This window comes from Caldanaerobacter sp. (assembly GCF_049701115.1).
In the GTDB taxonomy this organism is placed as follows: Bacteria; Bacillota; Thermoanaerobacteria; order Thermoanaerobacterales; family Thermoanaerobacteraceae; genus Thermoanaerobacter.
On sequence record NZ_JBNATX010000001.1, the window covers coordinates 95,085 to 119,075 of the forward strand.

The following is a 23,991-nucleotide window of genomic DNA, read 5'->3' on the forward strand; positions in this document are numbered from 1 at the left end:
ACATGCTGAAAACCAGAGTGATAAGTGCTCTGATAGGATTGCCCCTTCTGTTTTTTATTCTCATAAAAGGGGGGGCACTTTTAACTTTTTCACTCATAATCGTGAGCGTTTTAGGACTTAATGAGTTCTATAATGCTACCAAAAACATAGGATTAAGACCTTTCAAATTGTTCGGCTATTTGGCTTCTATATTTTTATATTTAACCTTTGATAAACTGAGATTTTCTGAAATAGACCTCTTTGTTGTTTTATCAATTGCTTTCTTTCTGTTGTTTTTAGCTAACAAAAAATACACCCTCAAAGACTATGCCTTTACTCTGATGGGAATTGTGTACATACCGATTCTGTTTATATACATACAAAAAGTAAGAAGCTTGCCTAATGGAGTTTATGCAGTGTGGCTTATATTCATTATTTCATGGATCACTGACACTTCCGCCTATTTTACAGGCAAATTTTTGGGAAATCACAAATTGGCTCCAGAGCTCAGTCCCAAAAAAACAGTGGAAGGAGCGGTGGGAGGCATTACAGGAGCTATCCTGGCAAGCTTTTTATTTGCATGGCTGTTTCCTCAGACTAATATGAGTCCTTATGAGGCGATTATAGTAGGAGGAATTGGAAGTCTAATGTCTCAAGCAGGAGACCTTGTGGCTTCTTATATAAAAAGAAGCTGCTACATAAAAGATTTTGGAAATGTCATCCCCGGCCACGGAGGGATTTTGGATAGATTTGATAGTATACTTCTTGTTTCACCTTATGTATACTTTGTTATCAAGTATTTTCTGTAAAGGGGATATGTCATGAAGAAACTTATAATACTCGGTTCTACCGGTTCAATCGGCAGTCAGACTTTGGACGTAGTGAGAAGTTTAAAAGAAGAATTTGAAGTAGTAGGACTTACGGGATATAGAAACATACCCTTGCTTTTAAGACAGATAAAAGAATTCATGCCAAAGATAGTAGTGGTAAAAGATGAAGAAAAAGCAAGAGAGTTAAAGGATAATATAGGTAGCAATGTAGAGATTTTAACGGGAAAAGAGGGTCTAAAAGAAATTGTGAGATATGAAGCAGACATGGTAGTCGTAGCTTTAGAGGGTATTGCAGGGTTGGTTCCTACAGTCGAAGCCATAAAGCAGGGTAAATCCATAGCTTTAGCAACTAAAGAGGTACTAGTGACTGCAGGAGAAATAGTGATGAATCTTGTCAAAGAAAAAAAGATAGAGTTTTTGCCTATAGATAGTGAACATTCTGCCATTTTACAATGTCTTAGAGGTAATAAAGAAAAAGACGTTTCAAGTCTTATTTTAACTGCTTCTGGAGGGCCTTTTAGAGGCAAGAAAAAAGAGGAGTTAAAAAATGTCACTGTAGAAGAGGCTTTAAGACATCCTAACTGGAAAATGGGAAAGAAAATAACCATAGATTCGGCTACCTTGATGAACAAAGGATTTGAGGTTATTGAAGCTAGATGGTTTTTCGATATACCTCTCGATAAGATCAGAGTAGTAGTGCATCCACAAAGCATAATTCATTCAATGGTAGAATACGTGGATGGGAGTGTGATTGCACAACTTTCTGTGCCTGACATGAGGATTGCGATACAGTACGCCTTAAACTATCCTAATAGAAGATATGTGGAGGGCGTAAATTTCCTTGATTTTTATAGTTTGGGACAACTCACTTTTGAAAGGCCAGATTTTGAAACTTTTAAATGTCTTTCTCTGGCATATCATGCAGCAAAACTTGGCGGAACGATGCCCACCGTTTTAAATGCAGCAGATGAGGTAGCGGTATCCTTGTTTTTGCAAAATAAAATTAGCTTTTTAGAAATTTCTGAAATAATAGAAGAAGCTTTAAGCCATCATAAAAATATGCAAAATCCTACTTTGGATGATATAATAAGTGTAGACCTTGAGACCAGGGAAAGGATAATGAAAAAGTATATGAGGTGATAGGAATTGACAATAATCTTGAGCATAATAGTGTTAAGTTTTCTTGTCATGTTCCACGAGTTTGGACATTTTATAGTAGCAAAAGCTTTTGGAGCAAGAGTAAATGAGTTCTCTATAGGATTTGGTCCAAGACTCTTTATGAAAAAATATGGTGAAACAGAGTATTCCTTTAGGATTTTGCTTTTTGGTGGATATGTGGCTTTGGAAGGAGAGGATGAGAAATCTTCTGACCCAAGAGCTATTATGAACAAACCGTGGCCTGTGAGATTGGCTGTTTTTTCCGCAGGTCCCCTTATGAACATATTGCTGGCTTTTTTGCTTTTGGTGGTGGTGTTTTTCTATATCGGAAGCCCTGTACCTAAAGTCGATACTGTAATGGAGGGCTATCCAGCCCAAAAAGCAGGAATACTTCCGGGTGATAAGATTATAGCGATAAATGATGTAAAAATAAATTCATGGGAACAGTTAGAAAAAGCCATAAGCTCAAGTCAGGGGAAAGTTCTCACTGTGGAGATTGAAAGGGATAATAAAATAATTAAAAAAGAGATAGCTCCCGTTTTTGACCAAAAAGCGTCGAAGTTGATGATTGGAATAGTACCTGCATACGAGAAGTCTTTTTCACTTGCTGTAAAGACAGCGGCAGATAGGACCATATATTTCTCTAAACTCATTTTACTTTCATTAGAAATGTTGATAACCGGAAAAGTATCTGTAAATGAGATAATGGGCCCTGTGGGGATTGTTCAGGCAGTGGGCACGGTAGCAAAGACAGGTCTGATAAATTTGCTGGCTTTTTCTGCTTTGATAAGCGTAAATTTGGGTCTTTTTAACTTGCTTCCTTTTCCTGCTTTAGATGGTGGAAGAATTTTGTTTGTGCTGGCAGAAGCCGTTAGAGGGAAGCCATTGCCTCCAGAAAAAGAAGGATATATCCATTATTTAGGTTTTTTACTTTTAATTGCTCTGCTTATATTTGCCACTTACAGAGATATAATGCGAATTTTTTGATTTAGGTGATAAAAAATGCGAAGATTGACTCGAGAAATAAAAATAGGTGATAAAAAAATAGGGGGCAATAATCCAATCCTTGTGCAATCAATGACAAATACTGATACTGCTGATATAGAAAAGACAGTGGAGCAGATAAAATTGTTAGAAAAAGAAGGGTGCGATATAATAAGGGTAGCTGTACCCGATGAAAAGTCTGCCAAAGCCATAAAAGAAATAAAAAAGCATATAAATATACCTTTGGTAGCTGATATACACTTCAATTATAAGCTTGCCATCAAGGCTATTGAAAACGGGGCAGATAAAATACGAATAAATCCCGGGAATATCGGGAAAGAGGAGAATGTAAGAAAAGTTGTAGAAGCTGCCAAGGAAAGAGGCATTCCCATAAGGATAGGTGTAAATGCCGGCTCTTTAGAGAAGGATATATTAAATAAATACGGTGGCATTACTCCTGAAGCGGTAGTAGAAAGTGCATTAAAAAGCGTAAATTTATTAGAAAAAATGGGGTTTTATGATATAGTCATTTCTCTTAAGACTTCTAGTGTACCTCTTACAATTGAAGCTTATAAACTTGCTTCTTCTAAAGTAGATTATCCTTTACACCTTGGAATAACTGAAGCCGGAACTTTAGAAAGTGGTACTATTAAGTCTGCTATTGGCATAGGTACCCTTCTTTATTTAGGAATAGGTGATACTATAAGAGTTTCTTTGACAGGCGATCCTATTCATGAGGTTAGAGTTGGTCGTCAGATTCTTAGAGCTTTAGGTCTTTTGAAGGAAGGTGTAGAAGTAATATCCTGCCCTACTTGTGGCAGAACAAAGATCGATGTGATAAGATTAGCTAATGAGGTTGAAAAAAGGACGAGTCACATAAAAAAACCTCTTAGAGTAGCTGTAATGGGCTGTGTGGTGAATGGACCTGGAGAAGCAAAAGAAGCTGACATTGGAATTGCTGGAGGAGACGGGGAAGGAGTACTTTTCAAAAGAGGTAAAATATATAAAATAGTCAAGGAACAAGACCTTTTAGAGGAACTTCTCAAAGAAATTGAGGAGATGGCCAAGGAGGAAGAAAAATAATGATTTCGGTAATAGTTCCTGCTTATAACGAGGGGAAAAACATAGGACGGGTATTATCTGTGTTAGAAAAAATTGAAATAATAGATGAGATAGTAGTTGTAAATGATGGCTCCACAGATAACACAAGGGAAGAAGCTCAAAAGTACAGGGTTAAATTGATAAACCTCGAAAAAAATCAGGGAAAGGGAAAAGCTCTAAAAGAAGGAGTTTTAAATTCAAAAGGTGATATAATCGTCATGTTGGATGCTGATTTGATAGGATTTACCGAGAAACATTTTTACGCTCTTGTAATGCCTGTGATAAAAGATGAAGCAGACATGACTGTGGGAATTTTTTCAGGAGGTAGAACCTCTACTGATTTGGCTCAAAAGATAGCTCCATTCCTTTCTGGACAAAGAGCTATAAAGCGAAAATTTATAGAAGACATTAAGGAAATGGAGATTAGCAAATTTGGCGTTGAAGTTGCCTTAAATAGATATGCTAAAAAAAACAGGTTAAGAGTAGTTACTGTGCCTTTAGAAAACATGACTCATGTGATGAAGGAGGAAAAATTAGGGTTTGTAAAAGGTTTTGCTGCAAGAATGAAGATGTATTTTGAAATTTTAAAAATGTGGTTATAAAGAGAGGGATAGAAGGTGGTTCCAGCAGCTTTCTTAGAAGATATGCAGGTGAAAAAGGTACGAATAGAAAGGGATAAACGAAAGTTAACAGTTTTTCTCTTTTATTCCTCTAACGACGGGAAAAAACTGGCTGAATTTCAGTCATTTTTGAAAGAGAACTTTCCTACTGTAAATGAGATAGAGGTTGTTTTAGAAACTCCCTTTTTTAATACAGTAGAAGATGTCATTAAAAATTGGGATTTAGTTATATTAGAGTTAAGCGAAGAATATCCTTCTTCCTTAGGTTTTTTGAAGACTTGCTATATTAAAAAGCAAGGGACGAATAAAATAACCATAAACGCACCTACACAAGCAGTATACGAAATGGCAAAAGATAGTAGATTAGACTTTGCCGTGAAGGAGTTTTTGAGGAAAAGATACAAACTCGATGTAAGTGTAGAACTTGTCCTCTCAGAGGATATGGAAATCACTGAAAAGATAATCGAGGAAGACATAAAGGCTATCGAGAAAATTGTACAAAGAGAAGAAAAGCTCAAGAAAGAAGGAAAAGAACTTAAAGATAAAAAGGTTCTGCTTGGAAGAGAAATTAAATCTTCTCCTGTGCCAATTAAAGATGTAACTGCGGAAACAGATGAGGTTGTAATTGAGGGCGAGATATTTGCTATGGATTTTAGAGAGTTAAAATCGAAGGTCCTTATGGTATTTGATATTACAGATTTTACAAGTTCTATACTGGTAAAAACTTTTCTTACCCAAGAGAAATTTGATATTTTAAAAGACGAAATAGGAGTTGGCACTTTTGTTAAAATAAGAGGAAACGTCCTTTATGACAAATATGAGGGAGATCTTGTAATTGACTTAAAAGATTTGGAAGTCGTTCCGCCTAAAAAGAGGATGGATTTGGCTGAAGAAAAAAGAGTGGAATTACACCTTCATACTCAGATGAGCACCTTAGATGCAGTCCCTTCTGCCACCGAAGTTATAAAAAGGGCGGCAGAGTGGGGACACAAAGCTGTTGCTATAACGGATCACGCAGTCGTTCAAGCTTTTCCTGAAGCCATGGAGGCAGCCCAAAAATATGGTGTAAAGGTCATATATGGAATGGAAGGTTATCTGGTGGATGATGGGATTCCAATTGTTACAGGGGAAACTGATGCTACCTTACAGGATGAGTTTGTGGTTTTTGATATAGAGACAACAGGACTTTCCAACATAAACGACGAAATAATAGAAATTGGAGCTGTAAAAATCAAAAACAAACAAATAATTGATTATTTTGAAACTTTTGTAAATCCCCAGGTACCTATATCTTCTTTTATCACGAAACTCACAGGAATAGATGAAACTATGGTAAAAGATGCTCCTTTAATAGAAGAAGTCCTCCCTAAGTTTTTAGAGTTTGCAAGAGGTTCTGTTCTTGTAGCTCATAACGCTAATTTTGACGTATCCTTTATAAAATCAAAGGCTAAAAAGTTAGGGTTAATCGTTGAAAATCCTGTTTTGGATACTCTTGAACTTAGTAGACACCTTTATCAAGACTTAAAAAATTACAAACTTGATACATTGGCTGAATTCTTCGAAGTGAAGCTTCTCCATCACCATAGGGCAGTAGACGATGCTAGGGCTACAGCAGAAATCTTTATAAAGATGTTAAAAAAATTAGAAGAGATAGGTATAAAAAAGCTATCTGAGGTAAATTCTGTCTTGATGGAAAGGGAAGTAGACATAAAAAAATTGCCTGTATACCACGTGACAATTTTAGTAAAAGATCAGAAGGGCATGCGCAATTTATATGAGATAATATCTAGGTCTAATTTAGAATTTTTCCACCGTACTCCCAGAATTCCAAAGAGTTTACTTGTAAAGATGAGAGACGGCTTAATAATAGGGTCTGCTTGCGAGCAAGGAGAGGTCTTCAGGGCATTGGTTTCCAATTTGGAAGAAAAGAAAATAGAAGACATAGTGAATTTTTACGATTACCTGGAGATTCAACCTGTTGGAAATAATGAATTTTTAATAGAAAGAGGAGAAGTAAAAAGTGTAGAAGAGATTAAAGAAATAAATAGAAAAATATATGAATTGGGGAAAAAATATAAAAAGCCAGTTGTTGCAACAGGAGACGTTCATTTTTTAGATCCGTGGGATGATGTGTACAGAAAGATACTAATGGCTGGAAAAGGGTATAAAGACGCAGATAAACAACCTCCTCTTTATTTTAGAACCACCGAAGAGATGCTCAAAGAATTCGAATATCTAGGAGAAGATGTAGCGAAAGAGGTGGTTATCGAAAATCCAAATAAAATTGCCGATATTATTGAAGATGTAAAACCAATACCGGAAGGGACTTTTCCGCCTGTAATTGAAGGAGCCGAGGAGGAACTGCGGAGGATTACTTTAGAAAGGGCTCATGAAATATATGGTGAGCCTCTCCCGCAGATTGTACAGGAACGTCTTGAGAGAGAGCTCAACGCCATAATAAATAATGGTTATGCTGTCATGTATATAATAGCTCAAAAGTTGGTATCGAAATCTTTACAGGACGGATATCTCGTCGGATCAAGAGGTTCTGTAGGTTCTTCTCTTGTTGCTACAATGAGCGGAATCACAGAAGTAAATCCTCTTCCGCCCCATTATGTGTGTCCAAAATGCAAGCATTCTGAATTCATAACAGATGGGAGCTTTGGCTGTGGCGTTGATATGCCAGATAAATACTGCCCTAAATGCGGAACCTTAATGAAAAAGGATGGTTTCGACATACCCTTTGAAGTATTTATGGGGTTTGAGGGAGACAAAGAGCCTGATATAGATTTGAACTTCTCTGGAGAATATCAACCTGTAGCTCACAGGTATACCGAAGAGCTTTTTGGGAAAGGTCATGTTTTTAGGGCTGGTACTATAGGAACTTTGGCAGATAAGACAGCATATGGATATGTAAAAAAGTACTTTGAAGAGAGAAATCTCACTGTTCACAAGTCAGAAATAAAGAGGTTGACCATAGGCTGTACTGGAATAAAGAGGACAACGGGACAACATCCTGGGGGAGTGATGGTAGTTCCTAAAGATAAAAGCATCTACGATTTTACACCTGTACAAAGGCCGGCAGATGCAGAAGACACAGATGTCATAACTACCCACTTCGATTATCATTCTTTGAGTGGTAAACTTCTTAAGCTGGACATATTAGGGCACGATGATCCGACCGTGATAAGAATGCTGGAAGATTTGACAGGAGTAAACGCCAGAGAAATACCTCTGGATGACAAAAAAACCATGAGTCTTTTTACCAGCGTAGAAGCTCTGGGAATAGATCCTGAAGAACTTGGTACTCCTGTTGGAACACTAGGGCTTCCGGAGTTTGGAACAAAATTTGTCAGGCAGATGCTAATTGAAACGCGTCCTACAACTTTTGATGAGCTTGTACGAATAAGTGGCCTTTCTCATGGAACGGATGTGTGGCTTAACAATGCCCAGGATTTAATAAGGGATGGCATAGCTACTCTGAAGGAAGTAATTGCTGCAAGAGACGATATAATGCTTTACCTTATAAATAAGGGTATGGATAAAAAGCTTTCTTTTAAGATAATGGAAAATGTAAGGAAAGGGAAGGGCTTAACTCAGGAAGAAATTGAAGAGATGAAAAAGCATGGAGTCCCTGATTGGTTTATAGAATCTTGCCAAAAGATAAAATACATGTTTCCTAAGGCTCATGCAGTTGCGTATGTGATCATGGCTTTTAGAATCGCGTATTTTAAAGTTTATTATCCTGAAGCTTTTTACGCTACTTATTTTACTGTAAGAGCAGATGACTTTAACTTAGATATAGTCTTGGGAGGCAAAGAAAACATAAAAAGAGCAATAAAAGAAATTGAAGCAAAAGGCAACAACGCAACCCCGAAAGAAAAAAACTTGCTGACAGTGTTAGAAGTAGCCCTTGAGATGTATCTGAGAGGACTTAAATTCACAAATGTGGACCTTTATAAATCTGATGCAGAGAAATTTTTGATTACGGAAAAGGGACTTTTACCTCCTCTTAATTCTCTTGAAGGTGTGGGAATACAGGCAGCAAGGGCGATTGCCTTAGAAAGAGAAAACGGAAAATTTATATCAATTGAAGACTTTAGAAGTCGGACCAAGGTTAGCAAAACTGTGATTGAAATATTAAAACAATACGGATGTTTAGAGGATTTACCAGAATCCAATCAATTAAGTCTATTTTGATGTTGCTTTGCCAAAAGGTGTATGATATAATTAGTATGGCAATTTAGAAGACTTAAAAGAGAGTGGGAATTCCCCACTCTTTAGTTTATATTTAAGGAGGTCGTGTAATGTCTAGAATTGAGGAAATTACAAAGGAATTGGTGATGCCTATTTTAGAAGAAAATAATTTCGAGCTGGTGGATGTAGAGTACAAAAAAGAAGGAAAACATTGGTATTTAAGGGTGTATATAGACAAAGAGGGAGGAATAACACTGGATGACTGTCAGCTGGTGAGCGAATACCTAAGTGATAGATTAGATGAAGTAGATCCTATAGACCATAGTTATATATTAGAAGTGTCTTCACCAGGACTTGATAGGCCTCTAAAAACTCCTCGAGATTTTAAAAGGAATCTTGGAAAAGAAGTAGAAGTACACCTTTACCAACCGATTGACAAAAAGAAAAAATTTATAGGTGAATTATTGGATTATACCGGCGATAAAATAATTCTCTTTTCTGGAGAAGAAAAAAGAGAATTTGATATGAAAAACGTGAGGCTTGTTAAACCTGTAATAAAGTTTTAAAATTAAGGAGGGAGAAAAAGCACGATGAATGCAGAATTTATTGAGGCATTAAACTCAATATGCGAAGAAAAAGGAATTCCAAAAGAGACGATGTTTGAAGCCATAGAAGCCGCTTTAGTTTCTGCTTATAAAAAAAATTATGGGACAGCTCAGAATGTAAAAATCGTGATGGATAGAGATACAGGGGATGTAAAGGTGTATGCTCAAAAAACAGTAGTAGAAGAAGTAAAAAATGACCTTTTAGAGATAAGTTTAGAAGATGCAAGAAAAATAAATAAAAAGTATCAGGTCGGTGATATTGTAGACGTAGAGGTTACTCCAAAGAATTTTGGTAGAATTGCTGCACAAAACGCAAAACAAGTGGTAATACAAAGGATAAGAGAGGCAGAGAGGAATGTAATTTACGAAGAATTTTTAGCAAAAGAGACTGAAGTAGTGACGGGGATTGTTACTAGAGTCACAAAGAACAGTGTACTCGTGAACCTGGGAAGAGTAGAGGCAGTACTTTCACCTTCAGAACAAATCCCAGGAGAAACATTTTCACCTGGCGATAGAATAAAGGTATATATTGTAGAAGTAAAAAAGACGACTAAAGGGCCTCAGATAATAATATCCAGATCTCACCCGGGCCTTGTGAAAAGACTCTTTGAGTTAGAATCTCCAGAAATACAGCAGGGTATCGTGGAAATAAGAGCTATTGCAAGAGAACCAGGATCAAGAACTAAAATGGCAGTCTTCAGCAGAGACCCTAATGTAGACCCTATAGGAGCATGTGTGGGTTACAAGGGAGCAAGGGTTCAGGCGGTTGTCAACGAATTAAAAGGAGAAAAAATAGATATTGTGAAATGGAGTTCAAAACCTCATGAGTTCATAATGAATGCTTTAAGCCCAGCAAAGGTGGTAAGCGTAGAAATTGTAGACGAAAAAGAAAAAGTTGCCAGGGTAATTGTACCTGATTATCAGTTATCTCTTGCAATAGGTAAAGAAGGCCAAAATGCGAGATTAGCGGCAAAACTTACCGGATGGAAAATAGATATAAAGAGCGAATCGATGGTTAAAAGTTAAATGGGGTGAGGAAATGAAGGTAAAAAAAGTTCCGATGAGGATGTGCCTTGGCTGTCAGGAAATGAAACCAAAAAAAGAGCTTATCAGAATAGTCAGACGTGCTCATGATTCTGTGGTGCAAATAGACCCTACAGGAAAAGTATCCGGAAGAGGAGCCTATATATGTAGAAAAGTTGAATGTCTTGAAAAAGCTTTTAAGCACAAAAGACTGGAGAAAGCCTTAGAAGTTCCCATTTCACAGGAAATATACGAACAATTAAAGAGGGAGATAATGGATGAAGAATAACAGGTTTCATTCTATACTTGGGCTTGCAAGGAAAGCTGGAAAATTAGTTTCTGGAAGTTACAGCGTGGAGAAATATTTGAAGACTCGTAAGGTATTTTTAGTAATAATGGCAGAAGATTTGTCCAGAAGAAGTGCGGAAAAGTTTGTTAATCTTTGTGAAGCGAAAAGAGTCCCCTATCTTGTCTATTCGAACAAACAAGATTTAGGCAAATCAATAGGAAGGGAAGCAGTTGGAATCATTGCTATTACTGATGAAGGATTTATGAAACTACTTCAAGAAGCTGCAAGGGGGGAAAACCATGGAGGTGAATAATATGTCCAAAACAAGGGTATATGAATTAGCAAAAGAATTAAATATTTCTAGTAAAGACCTTATTTCCAAATTAAATGATCTGGATATAAGGGTAAAAAATCACATGAGCACTCTGGAAGATGACGAGGTAGAACTTATTAAGGACCTTCTTACAGAGAAACCTGAGGGTGAGAAAAAAATCAAAACTGATGAAGCAAATTTTGAAGAAAAAGAAGAAAAAGGAATCGAAGAGGATTCTTTTTACGAGGACAGAGAGGAAACAAGGGCTTATAAGAAGAGTTTCAAAAAAGGCGGGAAAAAAAATAAAAAATTACAGAGGAAGTTTACGTCTGAAGCTACTCCAAAAGAAGAAGAGGTTAAAATCATAACGATTCCTGAATTACTTACGGTCAAAGAATTGGCAGAGAAGATGAAAGTAAACCCAACAGATATAATAAAAAAGTTAATAGCTCAGGGAATTATGGTCACTGTAAACCAGCAGATCGACTTCGAAATGGCTTCAAAAATAGCTGAAGAGTATGGATTTTTAGTTGATAAAGAAGAAGTAAAAGATGAGTTAGAAACTTTGTTTGAGGATACACCTGACAAGGAGGAAGATTTAAAGCCCCGTCCTCCTATAGTCACAGTTATGGGACATGTAGACCATGGTAAAACCTCATTGCTGGATGCTATTAGAAAAACAAATGTGACAATGAAGGAGATGGGTGGTATCACACAGCATATAGGAGCTTCAGTAGTAGAAGTAAATGGGAAGAAAATAGTCTTCCTTGATACTCCAGGACACGAGGCCTTTACTGCAATGAGGGCAAGAGGAGCCAGTGTCACAGACATAGTGGTATTGGTGGTAGCTGCTGACGATGGGGTAATGCCACAGACCATTGAGGCTATAAACCACGTAAAAGCAGCAAACGTTCCTCTAATTGTGGCGATAAACAAGATTGACCTTCCGACCGCCAATCCAGACCGAGTAAAGACAGAACTTAGTGAATTAGGGCTTGTTCCAGAAGAATGGGGAGGAAATACCATTTGTGTTCCTGTTTCTGCTAAAAAGAATATAGGAATAGATGACCTTTTAGAGATGATACTTTTGGTAGCAGAAATGGAAGATTTAAAAGCAAATCCTAATAAACCTGCTCGGGGAACGGTGATAGAGGCAAAACTTGAGAAAGGGAAGGGACCAGTAGCTACGGTTATAGTTCAAAATGGAACCCTCCAAGTAGGAGATGCTGTGATTGCTGGAACTACTTATGGTAAAGTGAGAGCCATGTTTGATGATAAAGGTAAGAAAATCAAAAAAGCAGGCCCTTCTATGCCTGTAGAAGTTTTGGGATTTTCTGAAGTACCCGAGGCTGGAGATAAGTTTGTGGTGGTAGAAAATGAAAAGAAAGCAAGGGAGCTTGCAGAAAAGCGGAAAGAAGTGCAAAGAGAAATAGAACTTAAAAAGAAGCAAAAGGTTTCTCTTGAAGATTTATTTAAACAGATACAAGAAGGTACTGTAAAAGAACTAAACGTAATAGTAAAGGCGGATGTTCAGGGTTCTGTGGAAGCTTTAAGGAAGTCCTTAGAAGACTTGAGCAATGATGAAGTAAAAATAAAAGTAATACATGGTGCTGTGGGTGCTATAACAGAAACAGATGTCATGCTGGCTTCTGCTTCGAATGCGATAATAATAGGCTTTAATGTAAGGCCAGAGACAAATGCAAAGGCACTTGCGGAAAAGGAAAAAGTTGATATTAAACTTTACCGAATAATATATGACGCCATTGAGGATATAAAAGCAGCTATGAAAGGAATGCTGGAACCAAAATACAAAGAGGTAGAACTTGGCAGAGCCGAAGTGCGGGCTGTGTTTAGAATACCTGGAGTAGGTAATGTGGCAGGATGCTATGTTTTGAGTGGAAAGATTACAAGAAATGCTGATGTAAGAGTTGTGAGAGATGGCATAGTAATATATGAGGGCAAGATTGCTTCTTTAAAGCGATTCAAAGATGATGTAAGAGAAGTTCAGCAGGGATTCGAGTGCGGAATAGGGATAGAAAAATTTAACGACATAAAAGAGGGGGATATCATAGAAGCTTATACAATGGAAGAGGTCCCTCGACAATAAGAAAGGATGGTAAAAATGCAGTACAGAAGTCATAGACTGTCTGAGGAATTGAAAAGAGAAATAAGCAAAATGATAATGGAAGAGATTAAGGATCCAAGAATTAAAGCCATGGTTAGCATAACAGACATAGAAGTTACTAAAGACTTACGATATGCAAAAGTGTATGTCAGCATATACGGAAGTGAAGAAGACAAGAGGGAAACTTTTGAAGGTTTAAAGAGTGCAGCTGGATACATTAGACACGAAATAGGTCGTCGAATAAAAATGAAGTACACACCAGAGATAATATTTGAATTGGATCGCTCTATAGAGTATGGAGCTAAAATTTCTGAAATCTTAAAAGAATTAAACAAGCAAGAGGGTGAGAGCAATTGATTCTTCTCGATATAATAAACGAGATAAAAAAGGCTGATACTATAGTACTTTTAAGCCATTTGGCACCCGATGGAGATGCTTTGGGTACCCTTACAGGAATGTACAAGGCTCTAAAAAAATTGGATAAAAAAGTGTATGCATTTATAGACGATCAAATTCCAGAGATGTACAGCTTTTTGCCAAATATAGATAAAATATCTCTCCCTTTTGATGTAGAAGCAGACTTAGCACTGATATTTGATTGTGCAGAAAAAGGAAGACTGGGGGCAGCAGAAAAATTTATAGAAAGCTGCCCTGTGACAGCCAATATTGACCATCATATTTCTAATACCCTTTATGCGAAATTGAATTATGTAGATACAAACGCTGCTGCTACAGCTGAGATTGCATACCAGATTGTAAAACTTCTCGGTTTGGATCTCGATAAAGAGGTGTCTACGAGCTTCTATACGGCTATTTTAACCGATACAGGAGGATTTACTTACGAGAGCACTACTTCTATGACTCATCATATAGCCGGAGATTTGATAAACAATGGGGCAGATTTTGCGCTGGTGGCAGAAAAGGTGTTCAACTCCCTAAAGTTTAATAAAGCAAAGCTTTTAGGAAGAGCGCTAAATAGTTTAATTCTTTACAAAGATGGATTAGTATCTTATATGGAAATTCTAAAAAAAGATTTTGAAGAGACTGGAACCGACCTTTCTCATCTAGAGAATATCGTGACCTATGGGCGCAACATTGAAGGAGTAGAGGTGGCAGTGCTTCTTGTAGAAAAAGATGGGGAAGTAAAAGTGAGTTTAAGGTCAAAAGATAGGGTAGATGTGAACAAAATTGCCTCGACATTTGGAGGAGGGGGGCATATAAGAGCTTCTGGATGTACTGTGAAGGGGACTATAGAGGAGGTAAAGAAAAAAATCCTTGAAGAAATCTTTAAGGAGTTAGAAGTATGAGTATCGATGGAGTTTTAAACGTGTTAAAGCCTCCAGGGATGACCTCCCACGACATAGTAGACTTTGTGAGAAGGATTTACAATACAAAAAAAGTAGGTCATACAGGAACGCTGGATCCTGATGCTGTAGGGGTTTTACCTCTATGTATAGGACGAGCAACAAAATTCTCTTCTTATCTAATGGAGCACCACAAAAGATATAGATTTGAAATAACTTTCGGAATTTCTACAGATACATTAGATAAGAGCGGCAAAATTATTGAAACTGGTCCTACCCCTTCTTTTAGTTTAGATGAATTGAGGAAAGTCATCAATAAATTTAAAGGTGAGATACAGCAAATACCTCCAATTTATTCTGCTAAAAAGGTAAGAGGGAAAAAACTTTATGAATATGCTCGAAGAGGCGAAGTGATAGAGATCCCGCCTATAAAAGTAACCATCTACGAACTTGATATAGTGGAATACAGGAAACCCAATCATCTCCTTTTGGATGTAAAATGTTCTAAAGGCACATATGTCCGGGCTCTTGTGAGGGATATATGCAAAGAGCTTGGAGTTTTAGGTTACATGTCTTTCCTTATAAGGACAGAATCGGGAGATTTTACTCTTGATAATTCCTATACTATTGAAGAAATAGAAGAAGGTAAAGCTTCAATTTTGCCTGTAGATACTTTTTTGAAATTACCCTCGGTAGTTCTGGATAGGCATTCGTCTTCCAGGATTTTAAGAGGACAGCCTGTAGAGAACATATATAATATTGAAAATTCGCAGGTAAAGCTATATGATGGTCATAGAAATTTTATAGGTATTGGAGTTGCAGAAAAGAAAAGAATACGAGTAAAAAGACTCTTTTGAGGGGGAACCAATTTTGAAAGTAATTGACGAGTCTAATTTTTCAAACTATGCAGAAGAAAAAGTTATAGCTCTTGGAAATTTTGATGGGTTCCATATAGGTCATCAAAAACTAATAAATGAGGCCATTTTTATAGCAAGGAATAAGGGATTAAAAAGCGCTGTATTCACTTTTAAGCAACATACATCTAAAATTTTAGAGCCCGATAATCCACCAGAACTCATTACCACTTTAGACCAGAAAATGGAAATTTTAAATTCTTTTTCGATTGACTACGGCATTTTCTTTGATTTTACAAGAGAACTCTCTCTTTTTTCTCCGGAGAAATTTATAGAGGAGATTCTCATAAAAAAACTCAATATGAAGGTAGCTGTAATAGGTCCGGATTACCGCTTTGGTCATAAAGGTTTGGGAGATGTAGAGGTGTTAAAAGCATACTCTTCACTTTACTCTTATGAAGTGCATGTAGTGCCTAAAGTTGTTTATGAGGGGATTGTAGTGAGCAGCAGTCTTATTCGAGAACTTATAAAAAGTGGAGAGGTAGAAAAAGCTGCTCTACTTTTGAACCGCTATTTTGCAATTAAAGGGAAAGTAATAAAAGGAATGGGAATAGGAAAAATGCTCGGATTCCCCACTGCCAATATAGAAATACCCGGAGAAATGGTTTTGCCAAAAAAAGGAGTGTATGTGACGATAGTAAAAATAAGGGGAAAGGATTTTATTTCCGTAACAAATGTAGGATTTAAACCGACTTTTGGAGAAAAGAATTTGACTATTGAGACCCATATAATAGATTTTCAAGAACAGCTTTATGAAGAAAACATAGAAATCGAGTTTGTAAAAAGAATAAGGGATGAGATCAAGTTTAAAAGCTCAGATGAGTTAAAAGAACAGGTATTTAGGGATATAGAATACGCAAAAAACTTTAAAAATATTTTACAACAAAAACATTATGTGATAAAATAAAATAGCGAATTTACCTTACGCTTAGAGTATTCGCACCTCCGGCGATATTCTGTGCGTAAGGCGAATTAACATAAATGGAGGTGAAAAAGTTGCTCGACAAAGCAAAGAAAACGGAGATAATTGAGAAGTTCAAGCTACACGATACCGATACGGGTTCTCCAGAGGTTCAAATCGCTCTTCTCACCGAGAGGATAAACAGACTGACACAACATTTACAGGTTCATAAAAAGGACCACCACTCAAGGAGAGGCCTTCTTAAAATGGTAGGGCAGAGAAGAGCACTTCTGAACTATTTGATGAAAAAGGATATAAACAGATATCGTGCTATAATTGAAAAATTAGACCTCAGAAAATAGAGCGGTTATTTTCGCTCTATTTTCTGATAAATTTTACAAATGAAAGGAGGAAAGGAAAAGAAATATGGAAGAACGAACCTTTGAAATGGAGCTGGCAGGCAGGAAACTTGTAGTTCAAACAGGCAAGGTTGCACAACAAGCTAACGGTGCTGCATGGGTGAAATATGGCGACACGGTTGTGCTTGTTACTGCCTGTGCTTCAAAGGAGCCGAGAGAAGGTATCGATTTTTTCCCTTTGACAGTTGAATATGAAGAAAGACTTTATTCTATCGGAAAAATTCCTGGAGGATTTATCAAAAGGGAAGGAAAACCTAGCGAGAAAGCTATTCTGTCGGCTCGTTTGATAGACAGACCTATAAGGCCTTTATTTCCGGAAGGATACAGGAATGATGTACAAGTAATCGCTACGGTTCTGTCAGTAGATCCTGATGCCCAACCCGAAATCGTAGCGATGATAGGTTCTTCTGTGGCTCTTTCTATATCGGACATACCTTTTAATGGACCGACGGGCTCTGTTGCAGTTGGACTGGTAGACGGAGAATTTGTAATAAATCCAACCCATGAGCAAAGAGAAAAAAGTCTCATGCATTTAGTAGTCTCAGGAACAAAAGATGCGATAGTGATGGTAGAGGCGGGAGCAAAAGAAGTGCCTGAAGAAACAATATTAGATGCAATAATGTATGCCCATGAGTATATAAAACAGATCGTAGAATTTATAGAAGGTATCGTAAAAGAAGTGGGAGTTCCTAAAGCAGAGGTAGTTTTGCATGAAGTTGATAAAGAATTGGAACAAAAAGTAAGAGAATATGCAACAGAGAAAATATATCAGGCTTTGCGAACTCCTGAAAAGAAAGAAAGAAATGACAACTTAGACAAGGTAGAGCAGGAAGTTCTTGAACATTTTAAGGACGAATATCCTGACAACCTTGCGGATATTGATGAAGTTCTTTATAAGATAATGAAAGAACAGATGAGAAAAATGATCAAAGAAGAAAAGACAAGGGTGGATGGAAGAGGGCTTGATGATATAAGGCCTATATGGTGCGAAGTAGGAGTATTGCCAAGAACCCACGGATCTGCGATATTCACAAGAGGGCAGACTCAGGTTCTAACTGTCGCTACTCTTGGAGCAATTGGCGATATACAGATTTTAGAAGGAATTGGGGACGAAGAATTCAAGCGTTACATGCACCATTACAACTTCCCACCATATAGCGTTGGGGAAGTGAAACCTTTAAGAGGCCCTGGTAGAAGAGAAATTGGACACGGAGCTTTAGCAGAGAGAGCACTGGAACCTGTAATTCCTTCAGAAGAAGAATTTCCTTATACAATACGTTTGGTATCTGAAGTATTAAGTTCTAATGGTTCTACTTCTCAAGCGTCGGTATGTGGAAGCACGCTGGCTTTAATGGATGCGGGAGTTCCCATCAAAGCGCCAGTAGCTGGGATTGCAATGGGGCTTATAAAAGAAGAGGATGAAGTCTTAGTTTTAACAGATATACAGGGGATTGAGGATTTTCTTGGAGACATGGACTTTAAAGTAGCAGGTACAGAAAAAGGTGTAACTGCTATTCAGATGGACATAAAGATACCTGGGATTGACAGAAGCATCCTGGAAATTGCTTTAGAAAAAGCAAGAAAAGCAAGGCTTTATGTGCTCCAAAAAATGCTTGAGGTCATAAAGGAACCGAGAAAAGAACTTTCTAAATATGCACCAAGAGTAGTAAGAATGGTCGTAAATCCTGAAAAAATAAGAGACATAATAGGACCTTCAGGAAAAACCATCACCAAAATAATATCTGAGACGGGTGTAAAGATTGACATAGAAGAAGATGGCAGGCTTTATATAACGGCGCCTAATTTAGAAGCAGGGGAGAAGGCTAAACAAATGATCGAAGCTATAACAAAAGACATCGCTGTGGGAGAAATTTATTTAGGAAAAGTTTTAAGGATCGCGCCTTTTGGAGCCTTTGTAGAAATTGCACCAGGCAAAGAAGGATTGGTACACATATCCAATCTCTCAAAAAAGAGAGTTCGCAAAGTGGAAGATGTAGTAAAAGTTGGGGACAGCATTCTGGTTAAAGTCACGGATATTGATAACATGGGTAGGATTGTATTATCCCACAAAGATGCTTTGCCTGAAGAAGAAGACCCTCAAAACCGTAAGAAAGTCGATATTAGGAAAAAATAAAGGCATAAACCGCCCCCACGGTTTATGTTTTTTATTTTTTAGTAATATAAACGCTGCCTGGCTGAATAAAATTAAATTGAGAATAGAAGACAGGTGGTGTTATAATGAAAATCTTTTATATAAAATACCCCAATAAAAAAGCTGTTTGGATTTTAATCCTTTCGGGTTTGCTTGTATTGATGCTTCTAATTTACATACTTACAAAGGCTGTCTCCGTATTTAACACTAACGAACCCATATATCGCGGTGACACAAAAGATAAAAAAATAGCTTTTGCCTGCAATGTAGCTTGGGGAGACGAATACATACCTAAGATGCTGGATATTTTTGAAAAGAATGATGTACATATAACCTTTTTTTTTGAAGGAAAATGGGCTGAAAAAAATCCTGAGGTGGTGAAAGAAATCTATAAAAGAGGCCACGAAGTAGGAAGTCATGGGTACTCTCATGTTAAATACACAAGCCTCTCAAGGGAAGACTGTGAAAAAGACCTAAAGAAAAGTGAAGAAGTGTTAGAAAAAATAACCGGAGAAAAGCCCTCTCTCTTTGCTCCTCCCTATGGAGATTTTAATGAGCAGGTTGTAAAAATTGCAGAAGGTTTAGGATATAAGGTGATTCTCTGGAGTTTAGATACAATAGATTGGAACAATCCTAGTCCCCAGACTATTGTAGAAAGAGTGATGACAAAGTATCACAATGGGGCAATAGTCTTAATGCATCCTACAAAAAATACTGTAGAAGCCCTTCCGGATATAATAGCAAAGCTTAAAGAAAAAGGTTTTAAAATAACTAAGGTTTCAGAAGTGATTGTAGAGGAAAGATAAATTTGCTATAATATATAGTAAATTTTCAAAAGCAGAGGGGATGAAATTGTATCAACAAAAGAAGATAGAAGGAGTAAATGTGGTGAGCTGCAAAATCCCTCATGTAAATTCTGTATACATAGGCATATGGATAAAAGCAGGTTCGATGTATGAATCAAAGCTGATAAATGGCGTTTCTCATTTCATAGAACACCTTGTATTTAAAGGGTCTCATAAAAGAAGTGCGAGACAAATAGCCGAAGAAATGGACAGCATAGGTGGGCAGCTGAATGGTTTTACTGAAAAAGAAGATACTTGCTTTTACATAAAGGTGTTGGGCAGTCATTTGGAAAAAGGAATTGACATTCTTTTCGACATGGTTTTTAATCCGGCATTCAGGGAAGAAGACATTTTAAAGGAAAAACAGGTGGTTTTTGAAGAGATATTATCAGAGCTTGACTCTCCAGAAGATGTTGCCTATAACCTTCTCGCCAAAACGGCCTGGAAGGGGCATTCCCTTTCATTTCCTGTATTAGGTACCTTCAATACGATTAAAAATTTAAATAGGAATCATATTTTGGACTATTATAACAGACATTATGTTAAAGACAAAGTAGTTGTATCAGTGGCCGGTAATTTTGATGACAGGATATACGACATATTAAAACCTTATCTTCAGAAAATTAAAGAAATAAAATCTGACAATGCTCTTCTCCCGCCTTTGTGGCATAAGGATGTAGCCATTTATGAAAAAGATTTTGAACAAGTAAATCTCTGCATAGGACTTCCCTCCATATCCTATGACTTGAAGAAAGTATACGCTCTTTCCATTGCTAACAATGCCTTTGGAGGAGGAATGAGTTCAAGGCTTTTTCAGAAAATAAGGGAAGACAAAGGATTGGTTTACTCCATTTACTCTTATCCAGTTACTTATCCCCATGCAGGAATGTTTGCAATTTTTGCGAGTATGACTTCCAGCAACTTTAGAAAAGTCTATGATTTGATAGTGAAGGAAATAGAGGAAATCTCAAAGAATGGCGTTACCAAGGAAGAGTTCGAAAAATTTAAAGAGCAACTTAAGATAAACCTTTTAATGGATCAAGACAGCATAAGTGCTAGAATGAGTAATATAGGTAAGTCATTACTGCTTTTTGACCGAGTCTACCTCATTGAAGATGCTCTAAAAGTTGTAGAAGAAATAACTTTTGAAGAAGTAAATCAATTGGCAAAAATGATAATAAAACCAGATGAAATGACTGTATCAGTAGTGGGTAAACTCAATAAAAAAGACAAAAGGTGGTTAGAAAATGTCAATAGTGCTTAAGATAAAGAGAACAGAAGATGCAAAAGACCTGCCTTTACCGACTTATATGAGTGAGGGAGCAGCAGGAATGGATCTATATGCCAACGTAAAGGGCGAAGTGGTGATAAATCCGGGGGAAATTGAATTAATACCTACAGGAATACAGATCGAGCTTCCTCCAAATTATGAAGCCCAGATAAGGCCAAGAAGCGGTCTTGCTCTAAATTACGGTATTACTTTGCTTAATACCCCTGGTACAGTGGACTCCGATTACAGGGGTGAAATCAAACTCATAGTCATAAATTTAGGAAAACAACCCGTTACCATTAGAAGAGGACAACGTATCGCCCAAATGGTAATAAACCAGATAATAAGACCTCAAATAATAGAGGTAGAAGAACTTTCTGAAACCCAAAGAAGTGACGGTGGTTTTGGCCATACGGGAATGTAAGGAGAGGATATCAGTGAGGTTGAGCGAGTTTGGAAATAAAGAAATTGTGAACATTATCGATGGAAAAAGATGGGGGTTGATTGAGGATTCCGACCTTATAATCGACGAAGAAACGGGGAGAATCCATTCTATAATAGTGTACGAACCAGGAGGATTTTTCAGGGGAAAGACAAACTACATAGAAATCCCTTGGAATGCCATAAGAAGAATAGGAGATGACATGATAATAGTAGAGTTTGAGGGCAGACCGAGAAAATTTTATTGAACTACTTTCCTTTGATGCTGTAGTAAAGTATAATAATAACTGATATTATAGTGGAAAGGATGAGATTGTGAAAATATTGGTGCAAAAATTTGGAGGAACATCCGTTTCTTCAGAAGAAAAAAGGGAAAAGGCTGCTATGAGGGTAATAGAAGCGGTGAAGAATGGGTATAGCGTCGTTGTAGTAGTATCTGCTATGGGGCGAGAGAAAGATCCCTATGCTACAGACACCCTTATAAACATGGCTAAATCGGTATATAAGGACATCTCAAAAAGAGATTTAGACCTCATAATGAACTGCGGCGAAATAATTTCCAGTGTACTTTTTGCTGCTACTTTGTCCAGCAAAGGGTATAAGGCTACAGCTCTGACAGGAGGACAAGCTGGCATAATAACAGATGATAATTTTGGAAATGCAGAAGTTATAAATGTAGACCCTTCAAGGATTTTAGATATATTAAAAGATGGAGTAATACCCGTGGTAGCAGGTTTTCAAGGAATTACTCAAAAGGGTGAACTAACCACATTAGGGAGAGGGGGAAGTGATACTACAGCAGCGCTTTTGGGAGTAGCGTTAAAGGCTGAAGCTGTCGAAATATATACGGACGTGGATGGAATAATGACTGCAGATCCAAGAATTGTATCGGCAGCACACGTCATAGATAGAATAAGCTATAATGAGGTCTTCCAGTTTGCTGAACAAGGCGCAAAGGTGGTTCACCCGAGGGCTGTAGAAATAGCTATGAGGGGTAATATACCATTAATTATAAAAAATACCATGTCTGACGGCGGAGGGACAATAATAACTAATTATAGCGATGCCTACGCCAGCATATATGAAATAAATAAGCTGGTGACAGGAATAGCAAACATGAATAACAGGGTCCAGATTGTGATTGAAGATAAAGGGAACGTGGAGGATATATTTGCAAAGATTGGAGAGGAAGGAATTAGTATTGATTTGATAAATATTTTCCCTGATAAACAAGTTTTTACTATCTCCGATTCTGATTTTGAAAAACTCAGGAACCTTTTTGAGAGGCTTGGCGTAAAATATTCTTATAGAAGCAACTGTGCCAAAGTTTCTATTATAGGCAATAGAATAAGAGGAGTCCCTGGAGTAATGGCCAGAGTGATTAAGGCTTTGTCCAGCCGTGGTATTGAAATATATCAAACAGCGGACTCCCACAACACAATATCCTGTCTTGTAAGTCAGGATAAGGTAGAAGATGCCATAAGAGTGCTGCACGAAGAATTTGGACTTTGAAGGATGCATACTCTCCTTCTTTTTTTTTATACTAATATGTAGGAGAGTGATACAAATGAAGTTTATGAATGAAGAAGGGACAGATCAACCTCAAACCCTTCCTCCAATTCAGGAAAATATAAAAAATTTAGGGCAAACCAACGTACCTAATTTCGAAAGTGATATTCATTGTTTAACCATAATAGGTCAGATAGAAGGACATATGGTTCTTCCCCCACAGAATAAGACTACGAAATATGAGCATATAATTCCTCAGCTGGTAGCCATAGAGGAAAACCCAAATATAAAAGGGGTACTCATACTTTTAAACACCGTCGGTGGAGATGTGGAAGCAGGGTTAGCCATCGCAGAGATGATTGCAAGCCTTTCCAAACCCACGGTCTCGATTGTACTGGGAGGAGGTCATAGCATTGGTGTCCCGCTGGCTGTTTCTGCTAATTACTCTTACATAGTTCCCAGTGCTACGATGACTATTCATCCAATCAGAATGACTGGACTTGTAGTGGGAGTCCCTCAGACTTTTGATTACTTTAACAAGATGCAAGACAGAATAGTAGAATTCATTGTCAGAAATTCAAAAATAAAAAGAGACACCTTTATGAGTTTAATGCTAAAAACGGGAGAACTTGCCAACGACATTGGAACAATACTTGTGGGTAAAGAAGCCGTCGATTATGGATTGATAGATGAAATCGGGGGGATAAAGGAGGCTTTAAAGAAGCTACATCAACTGATTGAGAAAAAAGAAAAGGAAGGAGTATTTTGAAACATGCTCTACACCATAATTCCCTACGAGGTAATTTTCGAAAAAAAAGAGGAATATACTGTCATGAATTATTCAGAATTAAAATTAGGTAATAAGACTCTTTTAGTTGAAAGGCTTTCTGAAGGGAAATATCTTATACGTAACATGTTTTCTACCAATCCCTATGATTATCTTGATAAAAGTTATTCTCCCGGGAATATTATCTTTTTATAGATGGGTTTTACACACTCATCTATTTTTTTG

The 23,991-nt window shown here is 37.3% G+C and carries 24 protein-coding genes; all 24 read left to right on the plus strand.

From position 1 onward, the window contains the following. Positions 1 to 2 precede the first annotated feature (2 nt). The 24 genes from ACPLVE_RS00570 to ACPLVE_RS00685 all read left to right on the plus strand — a co-directional run bounded on the left by ACPLVE_RS00570 (position 3) and on the right by ACPLVE_RS00685 (position 23,961). The gene (locus tag ACPLVE_RS00570; RefSeq protein ID WP_424608875.1) at positions 3 to 788 is read left to right on the plus strand and encodes a phosphatidate cytidylyltransferase; all 786 of its coding nucleotides are present in this window, start codon (positions 3 to 5) and stop codon (positions 786 to 788) included. A 12-nt stretch (positions 789 to 800) separates the two neighbouring features. Continuing rightward, positions 801 to 1,949 carry a 1-deoxy-D-xylulose-5-phosphate reductoisomerase gene (locus tag ACPLVE_RS00575; protein WP_424608876.1) on the plus strand — a complete coding sequence of 383 codons (1,149 nt, stop codon included), beginning with the start codon at positions 801 to 803 and terminating at the stop codon, positions 1,947 to 1,949. Positions 1,950 to 1,955: 6 nt separating this feature from the next. Then, entirely contained in the window at positions 1,956 to 2,954 is a 999-nt protein-coding gene (rseP, locus tag ACPLVE_RS00580) for an RIP metalloprotease RseP (RefSeq protein WP_424608878.1), read from the plus strand. 15 nt (positions 2,955 to 2,969) lie between these two features. After that, a complete protein-coding gene (gene ispG / locus ACPLVE_RS00585) occupies positions 2,970 to 4,034 on the plus strand; it encodes a flavodoxin-dependent (E)-4-hydroxy-3-methylbut-2-enyl-diphosphate synthase (RefSeq protein ID WP_424608880.1) in 1,065 nt (354 codons plus the stop codon). Next, positions 4,034 to 4,654, plus strand: a complete 621-nt coding sequence (locus ACPLVE_RS00590; protein WP_424608881.1) for a glycosyltransferase family 2 protein — start codon at positions 4,034 to 4,036, stop codon at positions 4,652 to 4,654. The genes ispG and ACPLVE_RS00590 overlap by 1 nt, the downstream gene beginning before the upstream one ends. 15 nt (positions 4,655 to 4,669) lie before the next feature. Beyond that, the gene (locus ACPLVE_RS00595) at positions 4,670 to 8,872 is read left to right on the plus strand and encodes a PolC-type DNA polymerase III (RefSeq protein ID WP_424608883.1); all 4,203 of its coding nucleotides are present in this window, start codon (positions 4,670 to 4,672) and stop codon (positions 8,870 to 8,872) included. Between the two features lie 107 nt (positions 8,873 to 8,979). Further along, positions 8,980 to 9,435, plus strand: a complete 456-nt coding sequence (gene rimP / locus ACPLVE_RS00600) for a ribosome maturation factor RimP (RefSeq protein WP_424608885.1) — start codon at positions 8,980 to 8,982, stop codon at positions 9,433 to 9,435. 24 nt (positions 9,436 to 9,459) lie between these two features. Next, a complete protein-coding gene (gene nusA / locus ACPLVE_RS00605; protein WP_424608887.1) occupies positions 9,460 to 10,500 on the plus strand; it encodes a transcription termination factor NusA in 1,041 nt (346 codons plus the stop codon). A 13-nt stretch (positions 10,501 to 10,513) separates the two neighbouring features. After that, positions 10,514 to 10,786 (plus strand): RNase P modulator RnpM, encoded by a 273-nt coding sequence (gene rnpM, locus ACPLVE_RS00610; protein WP_424608889.1) that lies wholly within the window; start codon positions 10,514 to 10,516, stop codon positions 10,784 to 10,786. Then, a complete protein-coding gene (locus ACPLVE_RS00615; protein ID WP_424608891.1) occupies positions 10,776 to 11,099 on the plus strand; it encodes a L7Ae/L30e/S12e/Gadd45 family ribosomal protein in 324 nt (107 codons plus the stop codon). The genes rnpM and ACPLVE_RS00615 overlap by 11 nt, the downstream gene beginning before the upstream one ends. Then, positions 11,086 to 13,206, plus strand: coding sequence for a translation initiation factor IF-2 (infB, locus tag ACPLVE_RS00620; RefSeq protein ID WP_424608893.1), 2,121 nt, complete (start codon positions 11,086 to 11,088; stop codon positions 13,204 to 13,206). The genes ACPLVE_RS00615 and infB overlap by 14 nt, the downstream gene beginning before the upstream one ends. A gap of 15 nt (positions 13,207 to 13,221) precedes the next feature. Then, positions 13,222 to 13,581, plus strand: coding sequence for a 30S ribosome-binding factor RbfA (gene rbfA / locus ACPLVE_RS00625; RefSeq protein WP_424608895.1), 360 nt, complete (start codon positions 13,222 to 13,224; stop codon positions 13,579 to 13,581). Continuing rightward, a complete protein-coding gene (locus ACPLVE_RS00630; protein WP_424608897.1) occupies positions 13,578 to 14,531 on the plus strand; it encodes a DHH family phosphoesterase in 954 nt (317 codons plus the stop codon). Before rbfA ends, ACPLVE_RS00630 begins: the two co-directional genes overlap by 4 nt. Continuing rightward, complete coding sequence (truB, locus tag ACPLVE_RS00635) at positions 14,528 to 15,385, plus strand: tRNA pseudouridine(55) synthase TruB (RefSeq protein WP_424608898.1); 858 nt, start codon at positions 14,528 to 14,530, stop codon at positions 15,383 to 15,385. Before ACPLVE_RS00630 ends, truB begins: the two co-directional genes overlap by 4 nt. A gap of 13 nt (positions 15,386 to 15,398) precedes the next feature. After that, the gene (locus tag ACPLVE_RS00640) at positions 15,399 to 16,349 is read left to right on the plus strand and encodes a bifunctional riboflavin kinase/FAD synthetase (protein WP_424608900.1); all 951 of its coding nucleotides are present in this window, start codon (positions 15,399 to 15,401) and stop codon (positions 16,347 to 16,349) included. Between the two features lie 74 nt (positions 16,350 to 16,423). Further along, positions 16,424 to 16,705 carry a 30S ribosomal protein S15 gene (rpsO, locus tag ACPLVE_RS00645; protein ID WP_424608902.1) on the plus strand — a complete coding sequence of 94 codons (282 nt, stop codon included), beginning with the start codon at positions 16,424 to 16,426 and terminating at the stop codon, positions 16,703 to 16,705. Positions 16,706 to 16,769: 64 nt separating this feature from the next. Continuing rightward, entirely contained in the window at positions 16,770 to 18,896 is a 2,127-nt protein-coding gene (pnp, locus tag ACPLVE_RS00650) for a polyribonucleotide nucleotidyltransferase (protein WP_424608903.1), read from the plus strand. A gap of 104 nt (positions 18,897 to 19,000) precedes the next feature. Continuing rightward, a complete protein-coding gene (locus ACPLVE_RS00655; protein WP_424608905.1) occupies positions 19,001 to 19,720 on the plus strand; it encodes a polysaccharide deacetylase family protein in 720 nt (239 codons plus the stop codon). 46 nt (positions 19,721 to 19,766) lie between these two features. Beyond that, positions 19,767 to 21,023, plus strand: coding sequence for a M16 family metallopeptidase (locus tag ACPLVE_RS00660; protein ID WP_424609161.1), 1,257 nt, complete (start codon positions 19,767 to 19,769; stop codon positions 21,021 to 21,023). Then, the gene (dut, locus tag ACPLVE_RS00665; RefSeq protein ID WP_424608907.1) at positions 21,007 to 21,453 is read left to right on the plus strand and encodes a dUTP diphosphatase; all 447 of its coding nucleotides are present in this window, start codon (positions 21,007 to 21,009) and stop codon (positions 21,451 to 21,453) included. The genes ACPLVE_RS00660 and dut overlap by 17 nt, the downstream gene beginning before the upstream one ends. Positions 21,454 to 21,466: 13 nt before the next feature. Further along, positions 21,467 to 21,718: a YlmC/YmxH family sporulation protein gene (locus tag ACPLVE_RS00670; RefSeq protein WP_424608909.1), complete on the plus strand. Its 252-nt coding sequence runs from the start codon at positions 21,467 to 21,469 to the stop codon at positions 21,716 to 21,718. A 67-nt stretch (positions 21,719 to 21,785) separates the two neighbouring features. Further along, positions 21,786 to 22,982: an aspartate kinase gene (dapG, locus tag ACPLVE_RS00675; RefSeq protein WP_424608911.1), complete on the plus strand. Its 1,197-nt coding sequence runs from the start codon at positions 21,786 to 21,788 to the stop codon at positions 22,980 to 22,982. 55 nt (positions 22,983 to 23,037) lie between these two features. Next, positions 23,038 to 23,748 (plus strand): ClpP family protease, encoded by a 711-nt coding sequence (locus ACPLVE_RS00680; protein WP_424608913.1) that lies wholly within the window; start codon positions 23,038 to 23,040, stop codon positions 23,746 to 23,748. 3 nt (positions 23,749 to 23,751) lie between these two features. Beyond that, the gene (locus ACPLVE_RS00685) at positions 23,752 to 23,961 is read left to right on the plus strand and encodes a YlzJ-like family protein (RefSeq protein WP_424608914.1); all 210 of its coding nucleotides are present in this window, start codon (positions 23,752 to 23,754) and stop codon (positions 23,959 to 23,961) included. Positions 23,962 to 23,991: the final 30 nt, after the last annotated feature.